This window comes from Apibacter sp. B2912 (assembly GCF_009827835.1).
Classification (GTDB): Bacteria; Bacteroidota; Bacteroidia; order Flavobacteriales; family Weeksellaceae; genus Apibacter.
This window is the reverse complement of sequence record NZ_WINV01000003.1, coordinates 185,706-210,709: the sequence shown is the minus strand read 5'-3', so window position 1 is coordinate 210,709 and position 25,004 is coordinate 185,706. Positions and strand designations below refer to the sequence as shown.

General features: G+C 31.2%; 15 protein-coding genes. 8 read left to right on the top strand and 7 right to left on the bottom strand.

Features of this window, described 5'->3' with window-relative positions:
• The first annotated feature begins 4 nt into the window (after positions 1 to 4).
• The 7 genes from GFV01_RS06970 to GFV01_RS06940 are packed head-to-tail and all read left to right on the top strand — an operon-like array spanning position 5 to position 16,501.
• Positions 5 to 7,147 carry a type I polyketide synthase gene (locus GFV01_RS06970; RefSeq protein WP_160565856.1) on the top strand — a complete coding sequence of 2,381 codons (7,143 nt, stop codon included), beginning with the start codon at positions 5 to 7 and terminating at the stop codon, positions 7,145 to 7,147.
• An 8-nt stretch (positions 7,148 to 7,155) separates the two neighbouring features.
• The gene (locus tag GFV01_RS06965; RefSeq protein WP_160565853.1) at positions 7,156 to 11,481 is read left to right on the top strand and encodes a type I polyketide synthase; all 4,326 of its coding nucleotides are present in this window, start codon (positions 7,156 to 7,158) and stop codon (positions 11,479 to 11,481) included.
• A complete protein-coding gene (locus GFV01_RS06960; protein ID WP_105296282.1) occupies positions 11,469 to 11,768 on the top strand; it encodes an acyl carrier protein in 300 nt (99 codons plus the stop codon). The genes GFV01_RS06965 and GFV01_RS06960 overlap by 13 nt, the downstream gene beginning before the upstream one ends.
• On the top strand, positions 11,746 to 12,507 hold the full coding sequence (locus GFV01_RS06955; protein WP_160542460.1) for an alpha/beta fold hydrolase: 762 nt from the start codon (positions 11,746 to 11,748) through the stop codon (positions 12,505 to 12,507). The genes GFV01_RS06960 and GFV01_RS06955 overlap by 23 nt, the downstream gene beginning before the upstream one ends.
• A gap of 15 nt (positions 12,508 to 12,522) precedes the next feature.
• Complete coding sequence (locus GFV01_RS10190; RefSeq protein WP_160542461.1) at positions 12,523 to 13,710, top strand: glycosyltransferase; 1,188 nt, start codon at positions 12,523 to 12,525, stop codon at positions 13,708 to 13,710.
• Positions 13,711 to 13,715: 5 nt separating this feature from the next.
• On the top strand, positions 13,716 to 14,909 hold the full coding sequence (locus GFV01_RS10185) for a glycosyltransferase (protein WP_160565850.1): 1,194 nt from the start codon (positions 13,716 to 13,718) through the stop codon (positions 14,907 to 14,909).
• A gap of 23 nt (positions 14,910 to 14,932) precedes the next feature.
• Positions 14,933 to 16,501 (top strand): hypothetical protein, encoded by a 1,569-nt coding sequence (locus GFV01_RS06940; protein WP_160565847.1) that lies wholly within the window; start codon positions 14,933 to 14,935, stop codon positions 16,499 to 16,501.
• A 77-nt stretch (positions 16,502 to 16,578) separates the two neighbouring features.
• Here GFV01_RS06940 and pyk read toward each other — a convergent pair whose 3' ends face one another.
• The 6 genes from pyk to GFV01_RS06910 form a co-directional block, all read right to left on the bottom strand.
• The gene (pyk, locus tag GFV01_RS06935) at positions 16,579 to 18,006 is read right to left on the bottom strand and encodes a pyruvate kinase (RefSeq protein ID WP_105296287.1); all 1,428 of its coding nucleotides are present in this window, start codon (positions 18,004 to 18,006) and stop codon (positions 16,579 to 16,581) included.
• Complete coding sequence (locus tag GFV01_RS06930; protein ID WP_160542464.1) at positions 18,006 to 18,488, bottom strand: IPExxxVDY family protein; 483 nt, start codon at positions 18,486 to 18,488, stop codon at positions 18,006 to 18,008. Before GFV01_RS06930 ends, pyk begins: the two co-directional genes overlap by 1 nt.
• Complete coding sequence (rnc, locus tag GFV01_RS06925; RefSeq protein ID WP_160542465.1) at positions 18,485 to 19,237, bottom strand: ribonuclease III; 753 nt, start codon at positions 19,235 to 19,237, stop codon at positions 18,485 to 18,487. The genes GFV01_RS06930 and rnc overlap by 4 nt, the downstream gene beginning before the upstream one ends.
• Before the next feature lie 19 nt (positions 19,238 to 19,256).
• On the bottom strand, positions 19,257 to 20,507 hold the full coding sequence (gene fabF / locus GFV01_RS06920) for a beta-ketoacyl-ACP synthase II (protein ID WP_105296290.1): 1,251 nt from the start codon (positions 20,505 to 20,507) through the stop codon (positions 19,257 to 19,259).
• A gap of 23 nt (positions 20,508 to 20,530) precedes the next feature.
• Positions 20,531 to 20,770, bottom strand: coding sequence for an acyl carrier protein (locus GFV01_RS06915; RefSeq protein WP_055424989.1), 240 nt, complete (start codon positions 20,768 to 20,770; stop codon positions 20,531 to 20,533).
• A 234-nt stretch (positions 20,771 to 21,004) separates the two neighbouring features.
• Positions 21,005 to 21,781 (bottom strand): HAD-IIB family hydrolase, encoded by a 777-nt coding sequence (locus tag GFV01_RS06910; protein ID WP_160565845.1) that lies wholly within the window; start codon positions 21,779 to 21,781, stop codon positions 21,005 to 21,007.
• A gap of 81 nt (positions 21,782 to 21,862) precedes the next feature.
• Here GFV01_RS06910 and GFV01_RS06905 point away from each other — a divergent pair, with 81 nt between their 5' ends.
• Positions 21,863 to 22,558 carry a ribonuclease H-like domain-containing protein gene (locus GFV01_RS06905; RefSeq protein ID WP_160565843.1) on the top strand — a complete coding sequence of 232 codons (696 nt, stop codon included), beginning with the start codon at positions 21,863 to 21,865 and terminating at the stop codon, positions 22,556 to 22,558.
• A 6-nt stretch (positions 22,559 to 22,564) separates the two neighbouring features.
• On the opposite strand, the gene GFV01_RS06900 is transcribed toward GFV01_RS06905, so the two are convergent.
• A complete protein-coding gene (locus GFV01_RS06900; protein WP_160565841.1) occupies positions 22,565 to 24,628 on the bottom strand; it encodes an LTA synthase family protein in 2,064 nt (687 codons plus the stop codon).
• Positions 24,629 to 25,004 lie beyond the last annotated feature (376 nt).

The window sequence follows — 25,004 nt, the reverse complement described above, 5'->3', positions numbered from 1 at the left end:
AGCCATGCAAGAAAAAAAAGAGTTATTTGTTCTTTCTCCTTTTGAATTACCTGACGTTGATCTAGCCTTAAAAACTATTAAAACCGGGGCTTTTCCAATCCTACATTTAGGAAGAGATAAAAACAAAGCTATTCAAAGTTTAAATGAACTTTCTGAAAAAACAAGAGAATCATTTGGTGTATGTTTTGTGTCGGAATCAATGGCTGACCTTACACTTCCTGAAAATGTAACAAAAATATTTATTCCTTTTAATTTTAAAATTTCTGTTAAAAAAAATATAGAAATTTTTCATCAAGTTCACTCCCTGGATGAAGCAGAAGAAGCCATCAAAAAAGGGGTAGAATCTATTATATTAAAAGGAAATGAAGGAGCAGGGAAAGTGGCTTATGAATCCTCATACGTTCTTTTTCAAGGAATTAAAAACAAGCACAAAAAATTAAAAGCTAAAATTTACATACAAGGTGGAATGGGTATTCATACCTCTGCTGCTGCCTTAGCAATGGGGGCACAAGGTATCATACTTGATAGTCAAATCGCTCTTTTTCCAGAATGTAGTATATCTAAAGATTTAAAAAATATTTTTAACAAGCTGAGTGGAAGCGAAACTGTTATTATCGACAATTTCAGAATCTTACTTAGAAAAAATTCACCGGTATTACCAATACAAGCAAAATATGAAGATATTTTACCTTTTCTAGGCGGACTGGATCTTTCTCAAAATATAATTCCTATGGGGCAAGATATTTGCTTATCCGTGGATTTTGTAGAACGATACAAAAAGCTTGAAAATTTAATTATAGCTTTTCAAGAAGCCGCCTATGGGCATTTATTGCAAGCTAAAAATTTAAATATAATCGGAGAGAATAGCCCTCTTGCGAAAGAATTAGGAACCAGATTTCCAATAGCTCAAGGTCCTATGGCCCGAGTTAGTGACGTACCTGAATTTGCTGAAAAAATTGCCAATGAAGGTGGGGTTCCATTTATAGCAATGAGCTTGATGATTGGACAAGCAGCTAAAGATGCTGTTGAAAAAACACATGCTCTATTAAAAGATAAAGCTTGGGGAGTAGGTATCTTAGGTTTTGCTCCGGCACCATTGCGCGAAGAGCAAATGAAATACATCCTCGAAAATAAACCTCCTTTTATTATCATTGCAGGTGGAAGACCTTCATTAGCTAAACCCTATGAAAAAGAAGGTATCAAAGCATTTTTACATGTACCATCTGTATCATTACTGGACATGTTCTTAAAAGAAGGTGCCAGAAATTTCATTTTTGAAGGAAGAGAAAGCGGTGGACATGTTGGTCCTTTACCAAGTATGGTTCTTTGGGAAAAACAAATCTATCGTTTATTAAAAGACGACCAACCAAGTACATTAAATATATTCTTTGCAGGAGGAATTCATGATGCATTTTCTTCCGCATTTATCTCTATTATGTCTGCATCCTTAGCAGCTAAAGGAGCTAAAATTGGTATATTAATGGGAACTTCTTACTTATTTACAAAAGAAGCTGTTGAAACGGGTGCTATCTCAGATGAATATCAAAAACAATCCGTAGCACATGATAAAACCGTTTTACTAGAAGCGGCTCCAGGTCAAGAAACCAGAGCTCTACCTACCCCTTTTACCAAATTATTCGATCAAGAAAAACAACGATTATTTGCAGAAGGTTTGGATTCCAAAGAAGTTTGGTTGAAACTTGAAGAAATGAACTTGGGACGTCAAAGAATTGCTGCAAAAGGAATTGAAAGACAGGGTAAAGAACTTATCAAACTATCCAATGAAGACCAGTTAAATAAAGGGGTATTTATGATTGGACAGGTTGGTGCATTAAGAGGCAATTCAACTACCATAAAAGAACTCCACAAAGACGTAGCAATAGAAAACAATAAAGTTCTTTCAAAATTAGAAAATCTTACAGAACCAACTAAAGAACCTAGTGGTTCTAAATTGGCAATTGTAGGTATGGCAGGTATTTTTCCTCAAGCCCAAACGTTAGAGGAATACTGGAAAAATATTTTGTCCGGTAAAGATTGTGTTACCGAAGTTCCTGATGACCGATGGAATAAAGAACTTTTCTATAACCCCGACACCAGAGATACTGATTTCGTTTCCTCTAAGTGGGGTGGTTTTATACCAACCATAGATTTTGATCCGTTAGAATTTGGTATCCCTCCTCAATCATTAGCTTCTATAGAACCGGTGCAGTTATTAAGCCTTTTAGTGGCTAAAAGAGCATTGGAAGATGCCGGTTATGACATGAAAACTTTCGATGGAGAAAATACATCTGTTATCATCGGTGCTGAAGGAGCAACCGAATTAGCTTCAAGTTACGGGTTTAGAGGATATGCTAAACAAGTTTTCGGAGATCTTCCTGAGGAACTTAAAAATATGCTTCCTAAACTTAATGAAGATTCCTTCCCGGGGGTTTTATCCAATGTGGTGGCCGGTAGAATTACCAACAGGTTAAATTTAGGGGGTACCAACTATACTGTTGATGCTGCCTGTGGTGCATCTCTTGCAGCAGTAGATATTGGATGCCAAGAATTACAAAATTACAGAACAGACATTGCCATCATAGGAGGAGCAGATTTACATAATGGTTTAAATGACTTTTTAATGTTCTCTGCAACACATGCCTTATCAAGAAAAGGAAAATGTGCTTCCTTCGATGCTAATTCTGATGGAATTGCTTTAGGAGAAGGAATTGGAATGATTGTGGTAAAAAGATTGGAAGATGCAGAACGCGATGGAGACAGAATCTATGCCGTAATAAGAGGAACAGGTGCCAGCAGTGACGGTAAAAGCTTAGGTATGACCGCTCCAAATAAAAGAGGTCAGATGAAAGCTCTACAAAGAGCCTATAAACATGCAGGTGTTTTACCTTCAGAAGTTGAATTAATTGAAGCTCATGGAACAGGAACTGTTGTAGGTGATAAAACGGAATTAAGCGCATTGACTGAAATGTTTTTAGAGTCCGGAGCTTTAGTGGGACAAACTCATTTAGGGTCTGTAAAAACTCAAATCGGACATACTAAATGTGCTGCCGGTATGGCCGGATTAATTAAAACGGCTTTAGCAACCTATTACGGTATTCAACCGCCGACCATCAATTTAACTAATCCGAATGCTTTTTATAACAAAGAAAGCAGTCCGTTTAAATTCAATACTAAAGCGGGAATCTGGAGCAGTGAAAGAAGAATATCCGGTGTAAGTGCGTTTGGTTTTGGTGGAACCAATTTCCATGTTGTTATGGAAAATTATAAATCAGAAATTCCTACGACAAGCAGCTTAACTTCTTGGCCTTCCGAATTATTTGTTTTCAAAGGGGATAACTTACAAGAAGCCAAACAAATTGCTCAAAAAGTTAAAAATTTAATTGAAATAAACAGTTCTCTAAACTTAAAAGATATAGCTTATAGTTTAGCAACTGATAACAATAAAGATATTCAAGCTTCTATAGTAGCTTCCAATACTATTGAATTAAAAGATAAAATTGAATCTCTTCTTTCCAATAAAGCAGAAGCGGGGATTTATCTAAGGGATCCTAAGGAAGGTAAAGTTGCCTTTTTATTTTCAGGACAAGGAAGTCAAAGAATTAATATGGCTCGTGATCTTTTTGTGGCATTTCCTGCTATGAGATCCTTATTAATTCAAAATAAAGAGGTTGAAAAAATATTATTCCCTCATGCAGTTTTTGATGATGAAAGTAAGAAATTACAGCAAACTACGATCACGAAAACTCAAAATGCACAACCATCGTTAGGTATCGTTGATTATGCGATCGCTAGTTTTTTACGATCTTTAGAAATTGAACCGGATATGGTTGCAGGACACAGCTATGGAGAACTTCCTGCGCTTTGTTTTGCAGGAGTATTCAAACCTGAAGAATTAGTTTCTTTAAGTAGAAAAAGAGCCCTTGCAATTTTAGATGCTGTTGGACAAGATAAGGGTAAAATGATTGCATTAAATCTACCGGAAGTAGAAATAAAATCATTACTTGAAGGAGAAAAAGAAGTTTGGGCCGTTAACTTCAATTCTAACAAACAAACCATTCTTGCCGGTTCTACTGCTGCAATGAGTGAGTTTATGAAGAAACTTACGGATAAGAAAATCACTTACAGAGAATTGGCCGTAGATTGTGCTTTCCACAGTCCACTATTGAATAAATCTAAAGATTTATATTTGAAAGAGCTTTCTTCTGTTGATTTTACTTCTCCGACGTTGTCCATATGGTCTAATACAACTGCAGAATTATACCCTTCCAAACCTGAAGAAATTAAAAATCGTTTAGCTGAGCATTTAATTAATCCAGTATACTTTACCAAAGAGGTTACGAATATGTATGCAGAAGGTGCGCGAGTATTCATTGAAACCGGTCCGGGTAAAGTTCTCATAAATCTTGTTCAATCTACATTAGGTGCTCAAGAAATTACTACAATTCAAACCGAAGAAAAAGAAAAAGAAGGAATTACCTTTTTACTTAATGCATTAGCTAAATATATAGCTACCGGAAGAAATATAAATCTTGAGAAATTATTTGAAGGTAGAAAAATTACTACAATAAATTTTGATGATCCGGAAAAATATAAAAAGAGAGCTACAAACTGGCTTATCAATGGCCATTATGCTATTCCTTCCGTAGGAAGTCTTCCTCCCAACGGAGCACTTCCAATTAGCAAACCGATAAATTTAAATTTTGGAGCTATTTCCGATACTTATACCATGAATAACAATCTTACTCAAGCGGATCATGTTATCCTTGAATATTTAGGAAACATGAGATCTATGATACAAAACCAAAGAGACGTCATGTTAGGATACTTTGGTCAAAATCCAACAACTATTGCTGCTCCTCAAGCAACAACAACTATTCAAGTGCCTACTCAAAGCAATCAAATTGCTACTCCTCAACCAACGGTAGTTGTTCCGGCTCAAGTCGCCGTACCGGTACATACGGTTGCTCAAAGTTCAGCTCCTGCTTTATCAATTCAAGTAATCAAAGACACTTTGCTTGATACAGTAAGTGAAAAAACAGGATATCCTATTGATATGCTAGGTTTAGACATGGATCTGGAAGCTGACTTAAGTATAGATTCCATTAAAAGAATGGAAATCATTGGAGCTTTAAAAGAAAAATTAAAAATCAATGCTGATTTTGAAGAATCTGAAGATGCTATCGAAAAAATGGCTTCTATTAAAACACTTAGCGGGGTTATCGGATGGGTTGAAGAATTAGTAAAATCAGATCAACCCGTATCACAAGAAGTTACTGTAGCTACAAATATATTACCTGCAGCAACTCCAAGTGCTAAGAAAGAAGCCCTTTCTTTGGAAGTGATTAAAGATGCTCTCCTTAATACCGTAAGTGAAAAAACCGGATATCCAATTGATATGTTAGGTTTGGATTTAGATTTAGAAGCTGATTTAAGTATCGATTCCATTAAAAGAATGGAAATAATTGGAGCATTACGAGAAAGATTAAATATTACTTCTGATTTTGAGGAATCTGAAGATGCTATCGAAAAAATGGCCTCTATAAAAACATTAAACGGGGTTATCGGATGGATTGAAGATTTAGCAAATGGGGATTCTTCAGAAAAAACATACAATCAAATTGCAGCTTCACCGGCTGTAAATGAAATATCTTTTGATGCAGAATCAATTTCAGAATTAGAAAAAAACCTTGATTCAGCTAAAGACGAACCTCTTTTAAGAACTCGTTTTGAACTTGAAAAATATCCAATTAATGGATCAGATAAAATAGAAATAGAAGGCAAAAAATTTGCAATTACTGATGATGGAAAATCTATGGCTAAAGATCTTAAAAAAGCTTTAGAAGCAAAAGGAGCTACAGTAGATATCATTTCAGAAAGTAACACAAATCTTTCAAACTACGATGGTCTTCTTATTCTAGAGGTTTCAGAATCATCTAAGCATTATACTATTAAAGATGCTTTTACTCTTATAAAAAGTGCTGATATGGATCGTATTCAATGGATCTATAGCTTCAGTGATCTGATGGGTGATTTAGAAGGTAAAAAAGATATCAAAGAATTAAAGAAAATTCAAGGTTTTCCGGGATTAATCAAAAGTTTAGCTCGTGAATATTCTAAAATAAATTGTAGAGCCATTATATCTAATACTGTATTTACTTCTAAAAATTTAACGGAAATTGTTTTAAATGAAATACAAGCAAAAGACATTTCTGCTGAAGTCATTTATAAAGATACCGAACGTTTTCGTCTTAATTTAGTACCTGAAGCTCTTGCTGTAAATGGAAGTTCTAAATTAGACCTGGATCAAGAATCTGTAGTACTTGTTTTAGGAGGTGCTCAAGGAATTACCGCTGAATTAACTAATCAACTTTCATCTGAATATCCTTGTCATTATATTTTGGTAGGACGTTCCGCTAAACCTACTGAGGAAGATAAAAAATACATTTCATTAAAAGATAAAAATGAAATCCGTAAATATCTTATCAATGAAGAGCAAATGAAAACTCCTACTGAAATAGAGAAGAAAGCTCAAAAAATTGATAAAACCAATCAAATTATACAAACCATAGCCCAAATTGAAAAATCAGGATCTAAAGTAACATATGTTTCTTTAGATGTAACAGATGAAAAAGGACTAAGGAAATTTATAAAAGATACGTACAAACAATACGGTAGAATTGACGGATGCATTCATGCAGCAGGACTTTTAGTTGATAAGTTATTTACACATAAAACCCTAGAAGCATTCGAACAAGTTTATTCTACTAAAATAAATCCTTTACACGTACTGTTAGACGAACTTCATAGTGATATTAAATTCATTATTTTCTTCAGCAGCATCGCTTCTGTATACGGTAACAGAGGACAAACTGATTATGCTGCAGCCAACAGCGTGTTTGACATGACTTCGTGGGCTATCCAAGGAAAAACCAACGCCAGAGTTTTAGCTATTAATTGGGGACCTTGGAAAGGAGCAGGAATGGTATCCAGCTCTTTGGAAAATGAATTTAATAAAAGAGGTGTTGCTATGATTCCTTTAAAACAAGGAGCTCGTGAATTCGTTAACGAATTAAAATATGGTAATGATAACCAAGTTTTAATTATGGGAGGAAGTGATCAAGGAGTTAAACAATTTTTCGGAATCTGAGTATAACTATGAAAGATACAGATATTGCAATTGTAGGAATGTCTTGTTTCCTTCCAGGAGCAAATAATATCAATGATTTTTGGAACAATTTATTGAAAGGAACTTCTTCCATAACCGAGGTTCCTGAAGAAAAAATTGATTCAATCTACTTTAAAAATAATTTAAATAAATTAGATCATATTTATTGTAATAAAGGAGGATTTATTCCTCCTATTACAATTGATCCATCTAAAATAGGAATAACATCGGAACAGGTACAGCATTTAGACCCTACTCAGCTTTTAGTAATAAAATTAGTCTATCAAGCATTAGAGGATGCTTCTGTATTTGAAAAAAATATTTCTTTAAAGAAATCTTCAATTATAATCGGAAAAGAAAATTACATTAGTTCCAATGACTTAAAATGGATCGATATTGTTCGTACCAGTGAGCAACTTGCTTTAGCCATTAAAAATATACTTCCGTCCATTTCCGATCAAGACATTGAAAAAGTTAAAGAGGCTTTTCAAAAGGATAAAGGGGCTCAAGAAAATAAATTACAACTTGAACATACGACAAAGTCAATTGCGGGAATAGTTTCCTCTCATTTTAATACTGAAGGAACTGCCTATACCATCGATGCATCCGAAGTAAGTTCTTTACTTGCCGTAGAACAATCAATACAGGAATTACTTGCTAATAAGGTCGAAATTGCAATCGCCGGAGGTATGCAATTTAGCCAAAATTCTCCTTATTGGAGTATGTTTTCAAACTCGGGTTTATTATCTCATAAACAAGAAATTAAACCTTTTAATGAAGACGCTGACGGTATTTTATTAAGCGAAGGAGCCGGATTTATTGTACTAAAAAAATTAAGTAAAGCTCTTTCCGATAATGATCGTATCTATGCTGTAATTAAAGGGGTGGGAATTGCTTCCAATAGAAATAATTTTTCAAACGGACAAAAAACTGCTATTCAGGAGGCTTGGAAAAATGCAAAAGTTAAGGCTGAAAATATCGGATATATAGAGGCTAACGGCACAGCTATTAAAAGCGATGATAAAATTGAGATTGATGTGCTTTCTGAACTATTCAAGGATGGAAAAGTTTTAATCGGATCGGTAAAATCCAATATCGGACATACTCTTTCTGCGTCAGGTATGGCCGGTTTAATTAAAACTGCACTTTCTTTATATAATAAGAAAATTCCTGTAACTCTGAATTGTGAAAATCCTAATAATTCACTAAAAAATACACAAATTTCACCTGTTACTGAAATAATCGATTGGAATGAAAAAGAAATTCCGTTGCATGCAGGTGTTAGCGCATTTGGTATTGACGGTATGAGTGCACACGTTGTTTTACAAGCACATAGTCATACCGAGGAAAACAACTCTTCAATTCCGGTTTTTGACAACGAAGCGATTGCTATTTCCGCTTCATCTAAAGAGGCGTTAATTGAAGCTTTAGATAAAAGAGATTTTTCCTTATCTGATCCAAACGGTACTTATCGATTAGTTCTTTTTAATCCGACATCGGATCGTATTGAAAAAGCTAAAAAATTAATTTCAAAAGATAAGCCCTGGAAAGGAAGACAAGATATTTGGTTCTCAAACAAACCTCTTTTAAGAAAAAATGAAAAAATAGCTTTCTTATTTCCGGGATTCGATCCTTCATCTAATCCGGAAGTAGAAAGTATTGCAAAATATTTTGGGTATAAAATACCTAAAGAAAGAATTACAGGTAATTTATTACTTGACCAGTCTTTTAAACAATTTCACGGAGGTGAAATTATAGACGGAGCGTTAAAAAAAATGGGTATAATACCCGATTTAACTGCAGGACATAGTTTAGGAGAATGGTTCGCAGCAAAATCAGGTGGTCTGGTTTCTGATGAATCCGTTGAAAATTTATTAAATTCAATGGATCCGGAAAAATACAATATGGACGATGTGTATTTTATCGCCTTAGGTGCCGGTACAGAAACAGTAAATCCCATTTTAGATGGAATCCAGGATCTTTACCTGTCCAATGATAATTGTCCCAACCAAGTTCTTTTGTGTGGAACAGAAACAGCAAAAGATCAATTAATACAAATCTTAAAATCTAAAAGTATATTTTATCAAGTTTTAGATTTTAAATCCGGCTTTCATTCACCATTCCTAAAAAAGAAGCTTTATTTACTGGACGATCTTAATTACATTAAGATTGAAAAAAATGACATTCCGGTTTGGTCGGCCACTACCCTAGATGTTTACCCGCATGATTTTGAATCTTTCAAAGAATTAACCATGCAACATCTAACTCAAGCCGTTCTTTTTCGTGAATTAATTGAAAAATTATATGAAAAAGAAAATGTTAGATTTTTTATACAAATAGGAAGTGGAAGTTTAATTGGTTTTGTGGATGATATTCTTAAAAATAAAGAATATGCTGCAATATCGGCTACAGTTCCTAAACTTTCAACTTTGGAACAATTGAGAAGGGTACTTTCTTTATTATTCATTGAAGGTAAAGAAATTAATACTTCTTTCATAGGTCTTAAAAATAAAGAAACTTCTTCTATCGAAGAAATTCAAGTTACTGAAAACCAATCTTTAGTAAAAAACTTTCCTTTATTACAGGAATTATCCAATAAATATAAAATTCAAACTACCGAATCAGATTCTATAAATTCTCTTTTCATTAAATCCAATCATCCGGTTATTCAAGCGATGAATGAGTATACCCAAGAACTTATTCTCATGCAAAAGGAATTTACTGAAATGGTTGAAACAAGAAAAGCATTTGCATCAAATTCTGATTATTTAGTTACTGATTTTGTACCCTTAAAAGAATATGCTCCTCAACCAATTATTCCAAATACGGTTACTCAAGAGATAAAAGTTGGAAGTTCTTTTGAAGAAAAATTAGATATCGACTTAAAGAATTATCCTTATATAATAGATCATTCTTTATTCAGACAACCTAAAAATTGGAAAGTTGTTGAAGATATGTGTCCGGTTATACCTATGACCATGACTTTTGAGTTGTTAATAGAAGCGGCTCATAAACAAAACTTAAATAAAAAAGTTCTTCGTTTGGGACCTGTAAGTGTTTTCCAATGGATGAAAGTATATAAACCTTTCCAACATACCATTGAAGGAACTTGGAAAACTGAAAATGTAGTTTCTTTAAAAATCAAAAATTTCGCAAATGGAGATGTAACTTTAGGCGATGCATATCCAAGTGTAGACCCTGCTTATCTTGAAAATATTGATTTTGGAGAAAATGCGGTAGCTCTCCCTACTCCGGAAATTATTTATAAAGATCATATGTTCCATGGTCCCGGATATCAAGGTATTTTAGAAGTTACAAACATTTCTAAAAAAGGATTAAGAGCCATTGTTAAGAAATCCTTTGGTAAAGGTTCTTTAATGGATACTATTGGTCAACTTTATGGCTTATATCTTCAATTGATGTTAGAGGGAGAATCTAAAGTTAGTTTTCCGGTAAAAATTGAAGAAATTAATTTCTATCAAGATGTAGAAGATCAAGAAGGAATTTTTGAATGTATTTGTCTTCCTACCTCCTATGTAGATAAATTGGCAACTGCCGATATTATCATGAAACGCGACGGAAAAATTTGGTGTATAATTAAAAATTGGAAAAATCAAATATTTGAAGGTTTTGACACCAGACTATGGAATACGAATATGAGTCCGGCGGATCATATTTTGGCAAATGAAATAGCACCGAATGTTTATTTCTTCGATGACCGATATAAAAAAGCTGTAAATCAAGATTTCTTGATGCATATATATTTAAACACTGAAGAAAAACGTCGATATGATTCTTTAATGTTAAATAAGAAAAAAGATTTCTTAATCAGTCGTGTATGTGTAAAGGATAGTGTTAGAGATTACATCAATAAACAAAATGGTATAAAATATTTCCCTATTGAATTTTCTATTCAGCACGACGAAAAAAATAAGCCATCCATACACGGGGTTCCGGAAACTAAGTCATTAGAAATTTCAATTGCTCATAAAGGAAGCAATACGGTAAGTATGGTATCTAATAAGCCGGTAGGGATTGATATAGAAACCATTGAGGAACGTGACAAAGGCTTTTTAGATATTGCATTCACAGATAAAGAACTTACTCTTATTAAATCAAAAGAAAATATTGCAGAATGGAGCACTCGTTTTTGGGTGGCTAAAGAAGCCTATGGAAAAATGCTTGGTGTTGGATTAAACGGAAATCCTAAGCAATATGAAGTAACATCTATTGATGGTGAAAATTTAACTATCAATGAAACTATAATAAAAACAATTAAACATAATAATAAATTCATAATCGGATGGACTCTATAGAAAAACAAAAAGAAACTATTTTTGAATCACTTAAAAAATTTATTACTGAAGTAATTGGCGAAGACGTAGCGGAAGAATTAACTATTGAGCCGGAAAGTGTTTTTACCAGAGATTTGGAAATGGACAGTATTGAAATTGTTTCATTTGCGGAGAAAGTAAAAGCTACCTATGGTGACAATATAGATTTTAATGGATGGTTATCAGGTATGGATATGGATCAATTAATCAATTTATCAATCAACGATGTTGTTAATTATATTGTAGATGCCAATAATTCAGATAAATAACAGAAAAACTCACATCTTAGAACTCAATCCGGAAGCTTCCGAAACAATTGTAATGGTTCATGGTATGTTTACCAATTTATCCATATTTTATTTTAATATAGCTCCGGAACTTGCTAAAAAATATCACGTGGTTATGTATGATTTACGTAGCCACGGCCTTAGCGGCAAAATTGATAATGGATATGATTTAGAAACTCTTTCTAATGATTTGTTGGATCTTTTGAATCATTTAAATTTATCGAAAGTTGATCTTGTAGGCTATAGTTTTGGTGGTTTAATAGCTTTATATACTGCAATTCATCATCAGGATAAAATAAAAAAACTTGCTATTATCGATTCTCCTATTACAGATAAAAATGGAGATACAGAGCAAATTCTTGAAAAATATGGTAATGAGTATATCGAACACTATATGAAAAATTATAGTATTTCAACAAATATTACTCCTAATAACAAACAGCTTGAAAAAAGTAAAAAATTATTTGATTTTCTACTTCATGAAACTTCGATGCCTCAAGATTTAATAAAGGATAAGAATTTTTCAACAGAAAAAAATATGAGTCTCATAAAAAATAAAACGTTATTACTTTATGGGAATGAATCGGATTGTTTACCGGATGGGAAGTTATTAAATACCTATATTCCTGATTCAACCTTATTTTCAGGAACAGGAGATCATAACATTCCAATTCAAAACCCTGAATGGATTAACGAAAAACTGAGTGAATTTTTTACTTAATAAATTAATTACTAGATGGCAAAATTTACTTTCATAGTTCCTCCCCTTACTGGTCATATTAATCCAACATTAAGCCTTGGCAATGAACTTTTAAAAAGAAACCATGAAGTTACCTGGTATAGTTTAGATGCTAATTTAAAAGCTCAATTGCCTGAAAAAGGCCAATTAGTTGTTCTTCCTTTAGAAATGGATGAAATGGCAAAAAAAAAGCTTTTTGAACATGCTCAAGAGCTTCAAAAAAAGAAAGTATACGGAATTGACAGTCTTAAATTTTTATATGAAGAAGTTCTCACTCCCATGAATTCATTAATGATGAATGGGATTGAAAATGCATTAGATGAATATAAACCGGATGTGGTGATTTCCGATCATCAAATTTTTGCCGGGGCTGTTGCTTCATTCAAAAAAAATATTCCTTATGCTACTTCCGTTACTGCACCAGCATCAATTAAAGTTAATCCTTCGTTTCCAAAAATTCATGAATGGGAAGGTGAACAGGTTATAGCTTTTCAAAATAAATACGGTGTTTCCGGATATAATCGCCTTGATTGTTCTCAATTATTAACTTTGGTATACACCTCAAGAGAATTTTTCGGTGAAACCGATTTGCCATCCAATTACAAATTTATAGGACCTGTATTATCACCACGCGCTCAAAAAATTGATTTTGATTGGGAAAAACTAGAAAAAATGGGTCAAGATCGTCCCAAAATTTTAGTAAGTATAGGAACCACATTTGATCATACACAAAAGAAACAATTTTTCAGTAAAGTTGTTGAGGCTTTTGAAGGAGAAAATATTACTGTTATTGTAGTATCCGATCCTGACTTATTTGAAAATATTCCAGATAATTTTATTATTCAAAAGAACATACCCCAACTTGAAATAATTCAACAGATGCAAGCAGTGGTATGTCATGGAGGAAATAATACGGTCTGTGAATCTCTGTCTTACGGTATTCCTTTAGTAGTTATTCCCATTGCTTACGACCAATCTTTTGTATCCAGTTGCGTTACAGATAGTGGTGCAGGTATACGTTTAAATTTTAATCGTTTTAAAACTTCTCATCTAAAAGAAGCTGTTGAATCACTATTAAATCAGAAATCATTTAGTGAAAATGCAAAAATGATTCAAAGTTCATTTGAAAAAGCAGGAGGAGTGAGTAAAGGAGCAGACTATTTACAAACATTAGTAAAAAATTAAACATTATGTCAAAATTCTTATTTGTTGTCCCTCCTTTTTTTGGGCATATCAATCCCAGTCTAAGTATAGGTAGAACTTTATTAGAAAACGGTCATGAAGTTGCATGGGCCGGATTAACCGAAATAAAACCTGAAACTATACCCGCAGGCGGTACTTTTTTTATATTAAAAGAATCATATCAAGAAAATAAAGAAGAAATACAAGATATTATTAAACTACAAGACAGAGGGGCTAAATTACCTGCTTTAGAAGCATTAAAATTGGGTCTTCAGGGTACTTATATTCCTTTTGCCAGAATAATGTATGCCGAGCTTTCTAAGTTAGTAGATACTTATAAACCGGAAGTTATTATCAATGACTGTATTACATTTGCGGGAGCATTTGTAGCTCATGTTAAAAAAATTCCATTGGCTACGATCACTCCTGTTACCCCAAATACACTTCATGATCCGGGGACAGCACCAAAAGTGACTCAATGGGTGCATGATTCCATCATAAATTTGCAAAAATCTTTAGGTATAACGGGTGATGAAGAATTAATTTCTTCTAAAGAAGTTAATATGTTTTATACCTCTCAAAAATTTGCAGGATATAATGATGGAGAATATCCTTCTTATATGAAATTTATCGGAGCTTTAACCGGTCGCCCGGATAATACTCCTTTTGATTGGGACAGATTAAATAAAGATAATAATCCTAAAATATATATATCTTTAGGTACTGTCTTAGTAGATATCAGAAAAGAGTTTTTCACTAAAATGATTGAGGCTCTTAAAGATAAAAACGTAACTGTTGTTGCGGCAACAGACCCTTCTATTATAGAAAAATGGCCGGATAATTTTATTGTACAAAGTTATGTGCCACAGCTTGAGCTTTTAAAGCATATTGATGTAGTAATTGGTCATGGAGGATTGAATACCGTTTGTGATACTTATATGAATGGTATTCCAATGCTCATAATACCTATAGCTTTTGACCAATCTCATACCGCCACTTTAATTGAACAATACGGATGCGGTATACGGTTAAAATACAAACGCATGAGAATTATGGATATAGATCATGCGGTTGACGAATTATTATATAATGATAAATATAAAAAAGCAGCAAAAGAAATTCAAGAATCTTTCATTGAAGCCGGAGGAAATAAAAAAGCTGCAGAGCTCATTGAAAATCTAGTTATTAAGAATAAGGTTTAAATAAAATATTTAATTTTTATAAAATGGAAAAAACTTCTGAAAGAAATATTTACTTTTTACTATTTATATATGTATTAAGTGTTTTATTCATTTGCTCAAAGATGTCCCCTCTTTATATTACTAATGAATGGGCAGATCCTAACATATATTTTAATGTTGCAAAGGGAATGGTAAATGGTAGGGCATTATATACAGAAATTTTTGATCATAAGGGGCCTTTTATATTTTTTATTTATGCAGCCGGATATATAATTTCCAATGAAAATTTCTTCGGAATGTTTTTAATTGAATTAGCCTCCTGGTTTATTTTAGCATTATCTTTATATTCAAGTGCTAGATTATTTTTAGGTAAATTCATTTCTTTTGTTATTACCACCGCATTCTTTATTTTTTTAATTAAGATTATGAAAGCGGGAGGGTCTGCTGAAGAATTTATTTTATGTATGGAAGGGGTTACCTTATATTTATTTTTAAAATATTTTAAATCAGGCAATCCTATTCACAAACCCTTATATATGTTTATTAATGGTCTGTTAATAACAGCTGTTTTATTTACAAAATTAAATCTTATAGCATTTTGGATTTTTCCTCTTTCAGCGATATTTATTAATATTTTATATCATAAGGAATACAAAAACCTTTTACATAATATTTTAGCTTTTATTTTAGGGTCTTTATTCATTAGTATACCAATTATAGGATATCTTTATACACATAATTGCTTAGAAGAAGCATATAAAATATACATTGAGTTAAATGGTGCTTATGCAAAATTAGGAACTCCAAAGGATATTGTTTTAAGGTTATTGGCAAGAATACTTTATTTATTTTTAGAACCCACGTGTTTATTTTTACTTGCTTTTATGGGAATATTTTTATTTCCATTTAAATATCTTAAAAATATATTTGCTAAAGTAGGTATAGTATTTTCCGGAATTATTTTATATACAGCTATATTTATGGGGAAATTTCAATATTATTATCCTATACCTTTTTTAATATTCGGATTTATAGGATTTATATATGTTGGAACTATATTCCAAAGATATTTTGGCTCATTTTATTTAAATTCAAGTAAAACATTATTTTTTACTATGTTGATATTCGTATTTACCTGTGCGGGGATTTCAGGACTTGATAATACGCGCGTAGAAGAATGGATATTAACGGATCAAAATTATGACCGAAAAGCTTTAATGACCATGAGGTTAAAAAAGGAAATTATGAAAGAAAATAATCCTACTTTACTAAATTTAGGATTTGGTCTGGCAAATAATCTTTTTACTACATGTAATATAGTGCCTAATATTAAGTATTTTGTTACTCCTAATCTTTCTCATAAATTTTATCCTCAATTAAGAGACGAACAATTACAATATTTAAAAGATAAAAAAACGGATTTTGTTATCATACAGCAATACATACCTAGTAATGGGTATTATGATAAAATGGATCCTATTGATACGCCGTATAGTTTAAAAAGAAATCCTTTTTTATTGGAAAATTATAAATTAATTCTTACTGATACGATCATTAATACAATTGATGAAAGATCAGTTGATATTTATTTTCTATATAAGAAAAAACCATAAATATTTATTTAGGGTACCATAAAAAAAGAGTTCAGTTTATAACTGAACTCTTTTTTTATGGTAAAAATTTAAATATGTTAAATTTGGGTAAGGCGTAATGTGTTTGTTAAACTATTCGCAAAAGAAGGCATTGCATTTAGGTTGATTACAAAATCACCTGATTTAATATACCCTTTTTGCTTAATATTATTGTTAACCTCAACAACTGTTTCATCAGTACTGTTCGCTCCTTCATATAAATACGCTTTAACGCCCCATAGTAAGCTTAGCATATTGATTATTCGTTTATTGGATGTATAAACTATAATATTAGCTAGTGGACGATGGGATGATATTTGAAATGCTGTATATCCTGATTGAGTTAAAGTAATAATAGCTTTCGCTCCTACTTGTCCAACCATAACTGCAGCATTGTAGCAAATCATATCAGTTATATAACGCTCACTGCCTTTTTTTGGATAATGCAAAGGTATTTGAATACGGTGATCATCTTCTACGCTTAAAATAATTTTAGACATGTTCTCAATTACTTCAACCGGATGCTTACCTACTGAGGTTTCTCCACTTAACATAACCGCGTCAGCGCCGTCTAATACAGAATTAGCTACGTCATTAACTTCCGCTCTGGTAGGTGTTAACCCGTCAATCATGCTTTCCATCATTTGAGTTGCTATGATCACAGGTTTACAGTGAGTTTTACATATGCTAACCAAATTCTTTTGAATTAAAGGAACTTTTTCCATCGGAATTTCAATTCCTAAATCTCCTCTGGCCACCATGATTCCATCTACAACATGAACTATTTCTTCAATGTTAGTTATAGCTTCCGGTTTTTCAATTTTTGCTATAATTGGGATTTTATGATCACAGTGTTTCTTAATTAAATTTTGTAAATCTATAACATCCTCTTTATGTCTAACAAAAGAAAGCGCAATCCAATCAAATTCGTATTTTATTGCAGTTATCGCATCTTTAATATCCTTTTCCGTTAAAGCCGGTAAAGAAATTTGAGTATTTGGTAAGTTAACTCCTTTTTTAGATTTTAACGGACCTCCTTGAATAACTTTTGCTACTACTTTATCTGTTAAATTAGTTTCTAAAACTTCAAAAATTAATTTTCCGTCATCCAATAATATTCTTTCTCCCACTTTGACATCTTTAGCAAATTGGGGATAACTCATATAAACCTGCTTTGCGTCTCCTTCTACATTTTCATTGGTAAACGTAATTGTATCTCCAGCATTAACAATTGTTCCTTCTTTAACAATACCTACTCTAAGTTTAGGCCCTTGTAAATCGGCTAATAAGGCTACGCTAAAGCCATGTTCTTCATTAAGGTCTCTAACTGTACGTACCCATTTTTCAACAACTTCTTCTTCTGCATGAGAGAAATTCACTCTAATTACATTTACACCTGCTTGGAACATCTTTAATAATGTATTCTTATCTTCAGATGCAGGACCAATAGTAGCTACTATCTTCGTTTTTTTTCTAAATCCACTCATTATGTAGGTAATATCAAATTTTCTAAATTTTTTATTTTAATTTTATCTATATTTATTTCACTAAATTTATAAATATTTTTAAGATTTCCCAAATTTATATAGAATTCTTCATCTAATATGACATCTGATTTTAAGAAATAATTGTAATATTTATATTCGGGGATTAAAATTTTAACTTTTTCGATCTGGTCAAAAAAACTATCATTTTCATGTATGGTTTGAGGAAAGGAGAAGTTACTTATTAATTCTAATTTTTGTTTAGTTTTTTCATGGAAAAACCTATAAATTGAGAAAATATAAGTAATCCCATCTTCTATTATTTGTTGGTCATTGACTCGCTTAAAATTAAGGTTGCAATTCTTATTTAAATAGAATACAAAATCATAATCTTTATTAATACAGGTTTTAAATCCTAATAAATTAAAATCAAATATTGGATCATTTACTTCCCAATCTAAAGAATATGTTTTTAATATACTCATTTATTTTGCAGAGAATTATAATACTTGCTAAGACTGTGATAGGCTCTCCTGGAAGCGCTCTCTTCGGCTTTTTTCTTAGAAGTAGCTCTTCCTTTAGCAATAATCTTATTATCCAGTTGAATTATAGAATTGAAGATTAATGATTCTTCTGCATTTTCTTCTTGAAATGTATTAAAAATAATTTCGAGTTTATTTTTTTGAGCCCATTCAATAATCAGACTTTTGTAACTTGCAATTCTTTTTTCAAGCTGTTCAAAGTTTTCTTGCTTAATGAGTGTTTCTTTTATAAAATTTCGACAAAATTCAAATCCACTATCTATATAAATTGCACCAACCAACGCTTCATATAAATTTCCATTTATATTTTCGCCCAAACTTGTATTTTGCCTCTTTTGAAGAAAAGAGGTTAATTTTAAATCTGCTCCTAAAACATTTAAGGATTTTCGACTTACCAGTTTGGAACGCATCTGAGTAAGATAACCTTCTTTTTTATCAGGTGCTTGATGGTATAAATAGTCAGATACTATACTTGATAATATGGAATCTCCTAGAAATTCTAATCTTTCGAAATTCTTATTATCATTTGTATTAATTGAGGAATGAGTAAAGCACTCATAGAAAATCGACAGGTTGGATGGTTTATATCCAATAAGATTTTCAATTTTCTTATTAAAAGTTGTTTCCTCTTTTTTTTTAGAATTTTGTTTAAATAAATATGAACATAAAAGTATTTTTTTCCAAATACTCATTTGTTAGTAATCTCTTATTTTAAAATTTCTTTAAAATAACACATGCATTATGACCACCAAAACCAAAAGTATTACTCATTGCATAATTTACTTGTTTTTCTTTTGCTACATTAAAAGTAAAATCTAATCTTTTATCAAACTCTTCATCGTCAGTAAAGTGATTGATTGTAGGCGGAACTTTATTTTCTCTGATAGCCACAATACAAGCCAAGGCTTCAATGGCACCTGCAGCACCCAATAAATGTCCGGTCATTGATTTGGTTGAATTGATCTGGATGTTGTATGCATGTTCACCAAATAATTTTAGGATAGCTTTTGATTCAGCTAAATCTCCTAATGGTGTTGAAGTCCCATGGACATTAATATGGTTGATATCTGTTAATTCAATTCCGGCATCCTCAATAGCATTTTTCATAACATTATATGCTCCCAATCCTTCAGGATGAGGGGCTGTCATATGATAGGCGTCGGAACTTAATCCTCCCCCAACTACTTCGGCATAAATAGTAGCTCCTCTTTTTACTGCATGTTCATATTCTTCTAGAATAAGGGTTCCTGCTCCTTCTCCAAGAACAAATCCATCTCTATCCTTATCAAAAGGTCTAGAGGCAGTTTTAGGATCATCATTACGAGTAGACATAGCGTGTAAAGCGTTAAAACCACCAACACCACTCGCTACTATCCCGGCTTCAGAACCTCCTGTTATAATTACATCTGCTTTACCTAATCTTAATAGCATTAAAGCATCAATTATAGAATTGGAAGAAGAAGCACAAGCTGAAACAGTTGCATAATTCGGCCCTCTAAATCCATATTCGATTGAAATAAGACCTGCGGTCATATCTGCAATCATTTTTGGAATAAAGAATGGATTAAATCTAGGAGTTCCATTTCCTAAAGCATAAGCGGTAATTTCTTGCTCAAAAGTGTTTAAACCTCCTATTCCGGATCCCCATACAACTCCTACTCTATCTTTATTTAAATCAGAATATTCTAATATTTTACTGTCGATTACCGCTTCTTTGGTAGAAATTAATCCAAATTGAGCACATCGATCATATTTGCGAATATCTTTTTTTTCAAAATAATCCTCTGGATTATAATTTTTTACTTCGCAAGCGAATTTTGTTTTAAAATTTGTTGCGTCAAATAGAGTAATTGGACTAGCCCCACTAACTCCGCTTAATAAAGCTTTACAGTATTCTTTAAAATTATTTCCGATTGGAGTTATTGCACCCAGTCCAGTTACTACTACTCGTTTTAAAGCCATACTTGAATGTGTCTTTGTGTAAATTATTGTTTGTTTACTTCTTCAATATAAGAAATGGCTTGACCAACTGTTGAAATCTTTTCTGCTTGATCATCAGGTATTTGAATATCAAATTCCTTTTCAAACTCCATGATTAATTCTACTGTGTCTAATGAATCTGCCCCCAAGTCATTTGTAAAACTTGCTTCTGGTGTAACTTCGCTTTCATCTACTCCTAGTTTATCTACGATGATAGCTTTTACTCTTGATGTAATGTCAGACATAACCTTTTATTTTTTTATTATAGTTCAGTCGGCAAATATAAAAATTTTTTTACTATAATAATATTTTTTAATACTTTTTGATTGAAATGCTCATTCTTCAAAGAATTTATTGCAATTTTATTAACCTTAAAATCAACGCATTAAAATGCATTTAAATAGGACTTAAATTATTAATAATTTTTATGTTTTTCTGTCATATTTTATTAAATTATAGTTAACAATTACAATAAAGTATCATTTAAAAAATTTTCTTTCAATGTAATTTAGCGAATCATAAACTCCTTTTCCATACTTATATGAAGAAATATAATGTGCTTTTTCTTGTAAAGATTTTACCGCATTGTTTACTGCACATCCAAAAAAAGAATTTGTAATCATTTCCAAATCATTATAAGAATCGCCAAATGAAAAAATTCTACTTTTTGTATTTTTTACTACCTCTTCTACAGCTAAATATTTATTTATATTTGAAGAAAATATTTCTATGTAAGAATTTGATGAAGTAGTTATGTGAACCCCTTTAAGATTGTTTTTTAAATCTTCGGTTACTTCTTTTAAATTTTTTTCTTCAACAATTAATATTTTTAATACCTCTTGAAAATTATAATCTTTTAAAGGCAATGCCTGATGATTAACTCCTTTTACTTCTTTGCAGTAAACTTCTGTTTCTAAAGATGAAGCATACCAAGCTTCTTCTGTGTAAAACCATAAGTTTAAATATTGCTGCTTGACTTGCAAAAAATATTTTATGATATCAAGAGATATGGGATAGGTTTTAAATGTCTTGTTTTTATATAAAATATGTGCTCCGTTTAATGCAATTATATAATCAATGATAAGGTCTTCCTGTGAATACATGCTTATAATTCCTTGAAAAGGGCGGCCGGAAGCTAATATAACTTCACCTAATTTTAAAGCTTTATGTAAAGCTTTAATTCCGTAAGCATCTAAGCTAGGTTTGCATGGATCAGTTAATGTTCCGTCAATATCTGTAACAAATATATTTTTCATAATATTTTACTATTTCTTAAAATTAATCAATATTATCTGAATTATAAGTTTTGATTACCTTTGAGATATTAAATATTTAGTATGTTATCTTCTATACCCTTAAAACAAATTTTATTTCTTGATTTGGAAACCGTTCCTCAACATGAAAATTGGAACGAATTATCTGAAAGAACTAAAGTTTTATGGGAGAAAAAAACTCAATTTCAAAGGAAAGAAAATGTTTCCCCGGAAGAGTATTATTATGAAAGAGCAGGAATACTTTCTGAATTTGGTAAAATTATATGTTTATCTTGTGGATTAATTATCGAGGATAAAAAAATTCGTATTAAAAGTTTTTATGGTGATCACGAAGAAAAAATATTAATTGAATTTAATGAATTATTAAAATCAAATTATTTTAAATCCAATTTGATTTTATGTGCTCATAACGGTAAAGAATTTGATTTTCCTTATCTCGCCCGGCGAATGATGATTCATCAAATAGAGCTGCCTAAAATTTTAAGATTTCACGGTAAAAAACCATGGGAAATTCAACATCTTGATACTATGGATTTGTGGAAATTCGGAGATTATAAACACTATACATCACTGGATTTATTATCTCATGTTTTCGGATTGCCTTCTCCTAAAGATGACATGAATGGCAATGAGGTATCTGATGTATATTATAAAGATAAAAATTTAGAACGTATAAAAACATACTGTGAAAATGATGTGATAACGCTTATAAATGTATTTCGTAAAATGAGATATGAATCCGTTCTTGAAAGAGAATAAATTTGTTTATTTATTTTCTACCCGCAATTTATTGTTTTCCAAAAAATAGAAGCATGTCTGATAATTAGCTATTGCTTCATCAGCCATAGAAGTATCAATGGATTTTGATTTTTTCATTTGAGTTCCTTCTATCACATTATATTGTTCAATTTTTTGGTTGGGTGATAAAACAATTAATTTATTATCTTTTAAATATCCTAATTTCTGATAGGTTGCGATTAATGCCCGTGGTTGATAAGTAGATTCAAATACATCTTGCCCATAAAAACGTGATGAATAGGAAAAATGTAATTTACCAAAAAGTGTAGGCATAAGATCAATTTGGGAAACCAGTTTTGAAAACTTTTCCGGTTTTATAAATCCCGGAGAATATATAATTGCAGGTATTTTGTATTTATCCAAAGGAATATCTTCTTTACCGGCACTTGAGGCACAGTGATCTGCTACAAACACGAATACTGTATTAGGGAACCAAGGACGTTTTTTTGCTTCTTCGATAAATCTACCAATAGCATAATCCGTATATTTTACGCCTCCTTCTCTGGATTTACTGGTATTAGATATATCTATTTTCCCTGAGGGATAGGTAAATGGCCTATGATTACTTACTGTCATAATATGTCCGAAAAAGGGAGACTTATGTTTACTATTTTCATCAAACACATGGATGGCTTTCATAAACATATCTTCGTCACAAACTCCCCATATATTAGCAAAAGTTATTTCATCTTTTTTAAAAGAACTTCTATCTATAATATTATACCCATTTCCTTCAAAAAAAGTATTCATATTATCAAAATATCCATATCCACCATAAAAATATTGAACGGTATATCCTCTGCGTTTGAATAAATACCCCGTAGAAAACATATGATCATTGTTATTTCTTTTTATTAAACTTTCACCGGGTGATGGCGGGATACATAGGGTGACAGATTCTAAACCTCTAACGGTTCTATTACCGGTAGCATACATATCAGTAAAAAAAAGTCCTTCTTTTGCCAACTTATCTAAGTTAGGTGTCAAATTTTGAGTATTTCCAAATTCCTTTAGAAAACCGGCACTCATACTTTCTATGGTTACAAGAATAACGTTTTTATGAAGTTCCGGAAGAGTATCCTTTATAATTTTGGTATTATTTTTTGCAGACCATTGATTTTCATAAATTTTATTAATTAATGAAAATGCTTTTTGTAAGGGCAATTTTGCATAAAATTTATCATAGTTTAAGGAACTGTCGCTATATGCATTACAAAATCGAACTAATCCATTTGCTTGTAATTCATTTACAAAGGCATTATCTGAATTTTCATACTTTTCATTTACTTTTAAAAGAAAAATCGCACCGATAAATAGTATTATATAAACTATACTGTTTATTAATTTTGTTTTAAAATTAGGTAAATCTTCAAAGTAATTTTTGGATTTTTTGAGATAAAATATGGTAATCAATACTGAGATTACTATTAATGCAGAGAACATGGGAATAATAGGATAGGATTCTAAAATATTCCCGATTACCTCATTGGTATATATTAAATAGTCAACAGCTATAAAATTATATCTTACCCCGAATTCATTCCAGAATAAAAATTCACTGATTACATTGAAATTAATTAAAAAAATGTATAAAAAGAAAATAAAAAAGTATATGCAATAACGCCATGTTTGCCTTATTTTAGGGATCAATAGTAATATTATATATGATGAAGCTTTTATTAGTACAAATGTCTTTATTATTTTAGGAACAGCACTTCCATAATCATCAAAAACCGTTTTAAAAAGAAACAAATAACCAATTAAAATCAAAAAAAGACATAATATAATGTATTTTAAAGGTGATTTAAATTTTGAATCGGTAATAAAGATTAAGTGTATCCAAAAAAACGCAAATATTATAATTGATACACCAAAATCATTAAGTATGCCAACAGAAAATATTTTTAAATAATCAATAAATGAAAAATTAGAATCCGTAACAGGTGAAAAGAGAAGAACAATTCTTAAAATTAAACCAACTATTATGTAAAAACTTGAAATCTTTATAAATGGCGCTAATAATTTTCTCATTAATTATTTATTATATTTTCTATTAATTTTTTGTTATTTATAAAATGAAAAATATTATTTTTTTTTATACTAATTAAAACAAATAATTTAATTTAACAATATTATAATCATTATTTCTACTAATATAATTCTTTTCAGTTATAATATATGATCAAACATAAAAAATATTTTAATTCACATTTTGTATAAATAAATTTAGCAATATTTTCATTTTTTATTCCTGTTACGTAAATAAATATTAACTTAAATTAATATTTACATTTATAAATTCTTAATTTGAAATAATTTAAATTATTTACAATTTAACATCTTGTTGAATTAATTAATATTTTTAGCATTATATAATAAAAGTTACAATTTTTTATCAATTATATGA

Excerpts from the sequence above, each read along its gene's own strand:
- GFV01_RS06970 (WP_160565856.1), top strand. The coding sequence starts at position 5 with ATGCAAGAAAAAAAAGAGTTATTTGTTCTTTCTCCTTTTGAATTACCT.
- GFV01_RS06965 (WP_160565853.1), top strand. The coding sequence starts at position 7,156 with ATGAAAGATACAGATATTGCAATTGTAGGAATGTCTTGTTTCCTTCCA.
- GFV01_RS06960 (WP_105296282.1), top strand. The coding sequence starts at position 11,469 with ATGGACTCTATAGAAAAACAAAAAGAAACTATTTTTGAATCACTTAAA.
- GFV01_RS06955 (WP_160542460.1), top strand. The coding sequence starts at position 11,746 with ATGCCAATAATTCAGATAAATAACAGAAAAACTCACATCTTAGAACTC.
- GFV01_RS10190 (WP_160542461.1), top strand. The coding sequence starts at position 12,523 with ATGGCAAAATTTACTTTCATAGTTCCTCCCCTTACTGGTCATATTAAT.
- GFV01_RS10185 (WP_160565850.1), top strand. The coding sequence starts at position 13,716 with ATGTCAAAATTCTTATTTGTTGTCCCTCCTTTTTTTGGGCATATCAAT.
- GFV01_RS06940 (WP_160565847.1), top strand. The coding sequence starts at position 14,933 with ATGGAAAAAACTTCTGAAAGAAATATTTACTTTTTACTATTTATATAT.
- pyk (WP_105296287.1), bottom strand. The coding sequence starts at position 18,006 with ATGAGTGGATTTAGAAAAAAAACGAAGATAGTAGCTACTATTGGTCCT.
- GFV01_RS06930 (WP_160542464.1), bottom strand. The coding sequence starts at position 18,488 with ATGAGTATATTAAAAACATATTCTTTAGATTGGGAAGTAAATGATCCA.
- rnc (WP_160542465.1), bottom strand. The coding sequence starts at position 19,237 with ATGAGTATTTGGAAAAAAATACTTTTATGTTCATATTTATTTAAACAA.
- fabF (WP_105296290.1), bottom strand. The coding sequence starts at position 20,507 with ATGGCTTTAAAACGAGTAGTAGTAACTGGACTGGGTGCAATAACTCCA.
- GFV01_RS06915 (WP_055424989.1), bottom strand. The coding sequence starts at position 20,770 with ATGTCTGACATTACATCAAGAGTAAAAGCTATCATCGTAGATAAACTA.
- GFV01_RS06910 (WP_160565845.1), bottom strand. The coding sequence starts at position 21,781 with ATGAAAAATATATTTGTTACAGATATTGACGGAACATTAACTGATCCA.
- GFV01_RS06905 (WP_160565843.1), top strand. The coding sequence starts at position 21,863 with ATGTTATCTTCTATACCCTTAAAACAAATTTTATTTCTTGATTTGGAA.
- GFV01_RS06900 (WP_160565841.1), bottom strand. The coding sequence starts at position 24,628 with ATGAGAAAATTATTAGCGCCATTTATAAAGATTTCAAGTTTTTACATA.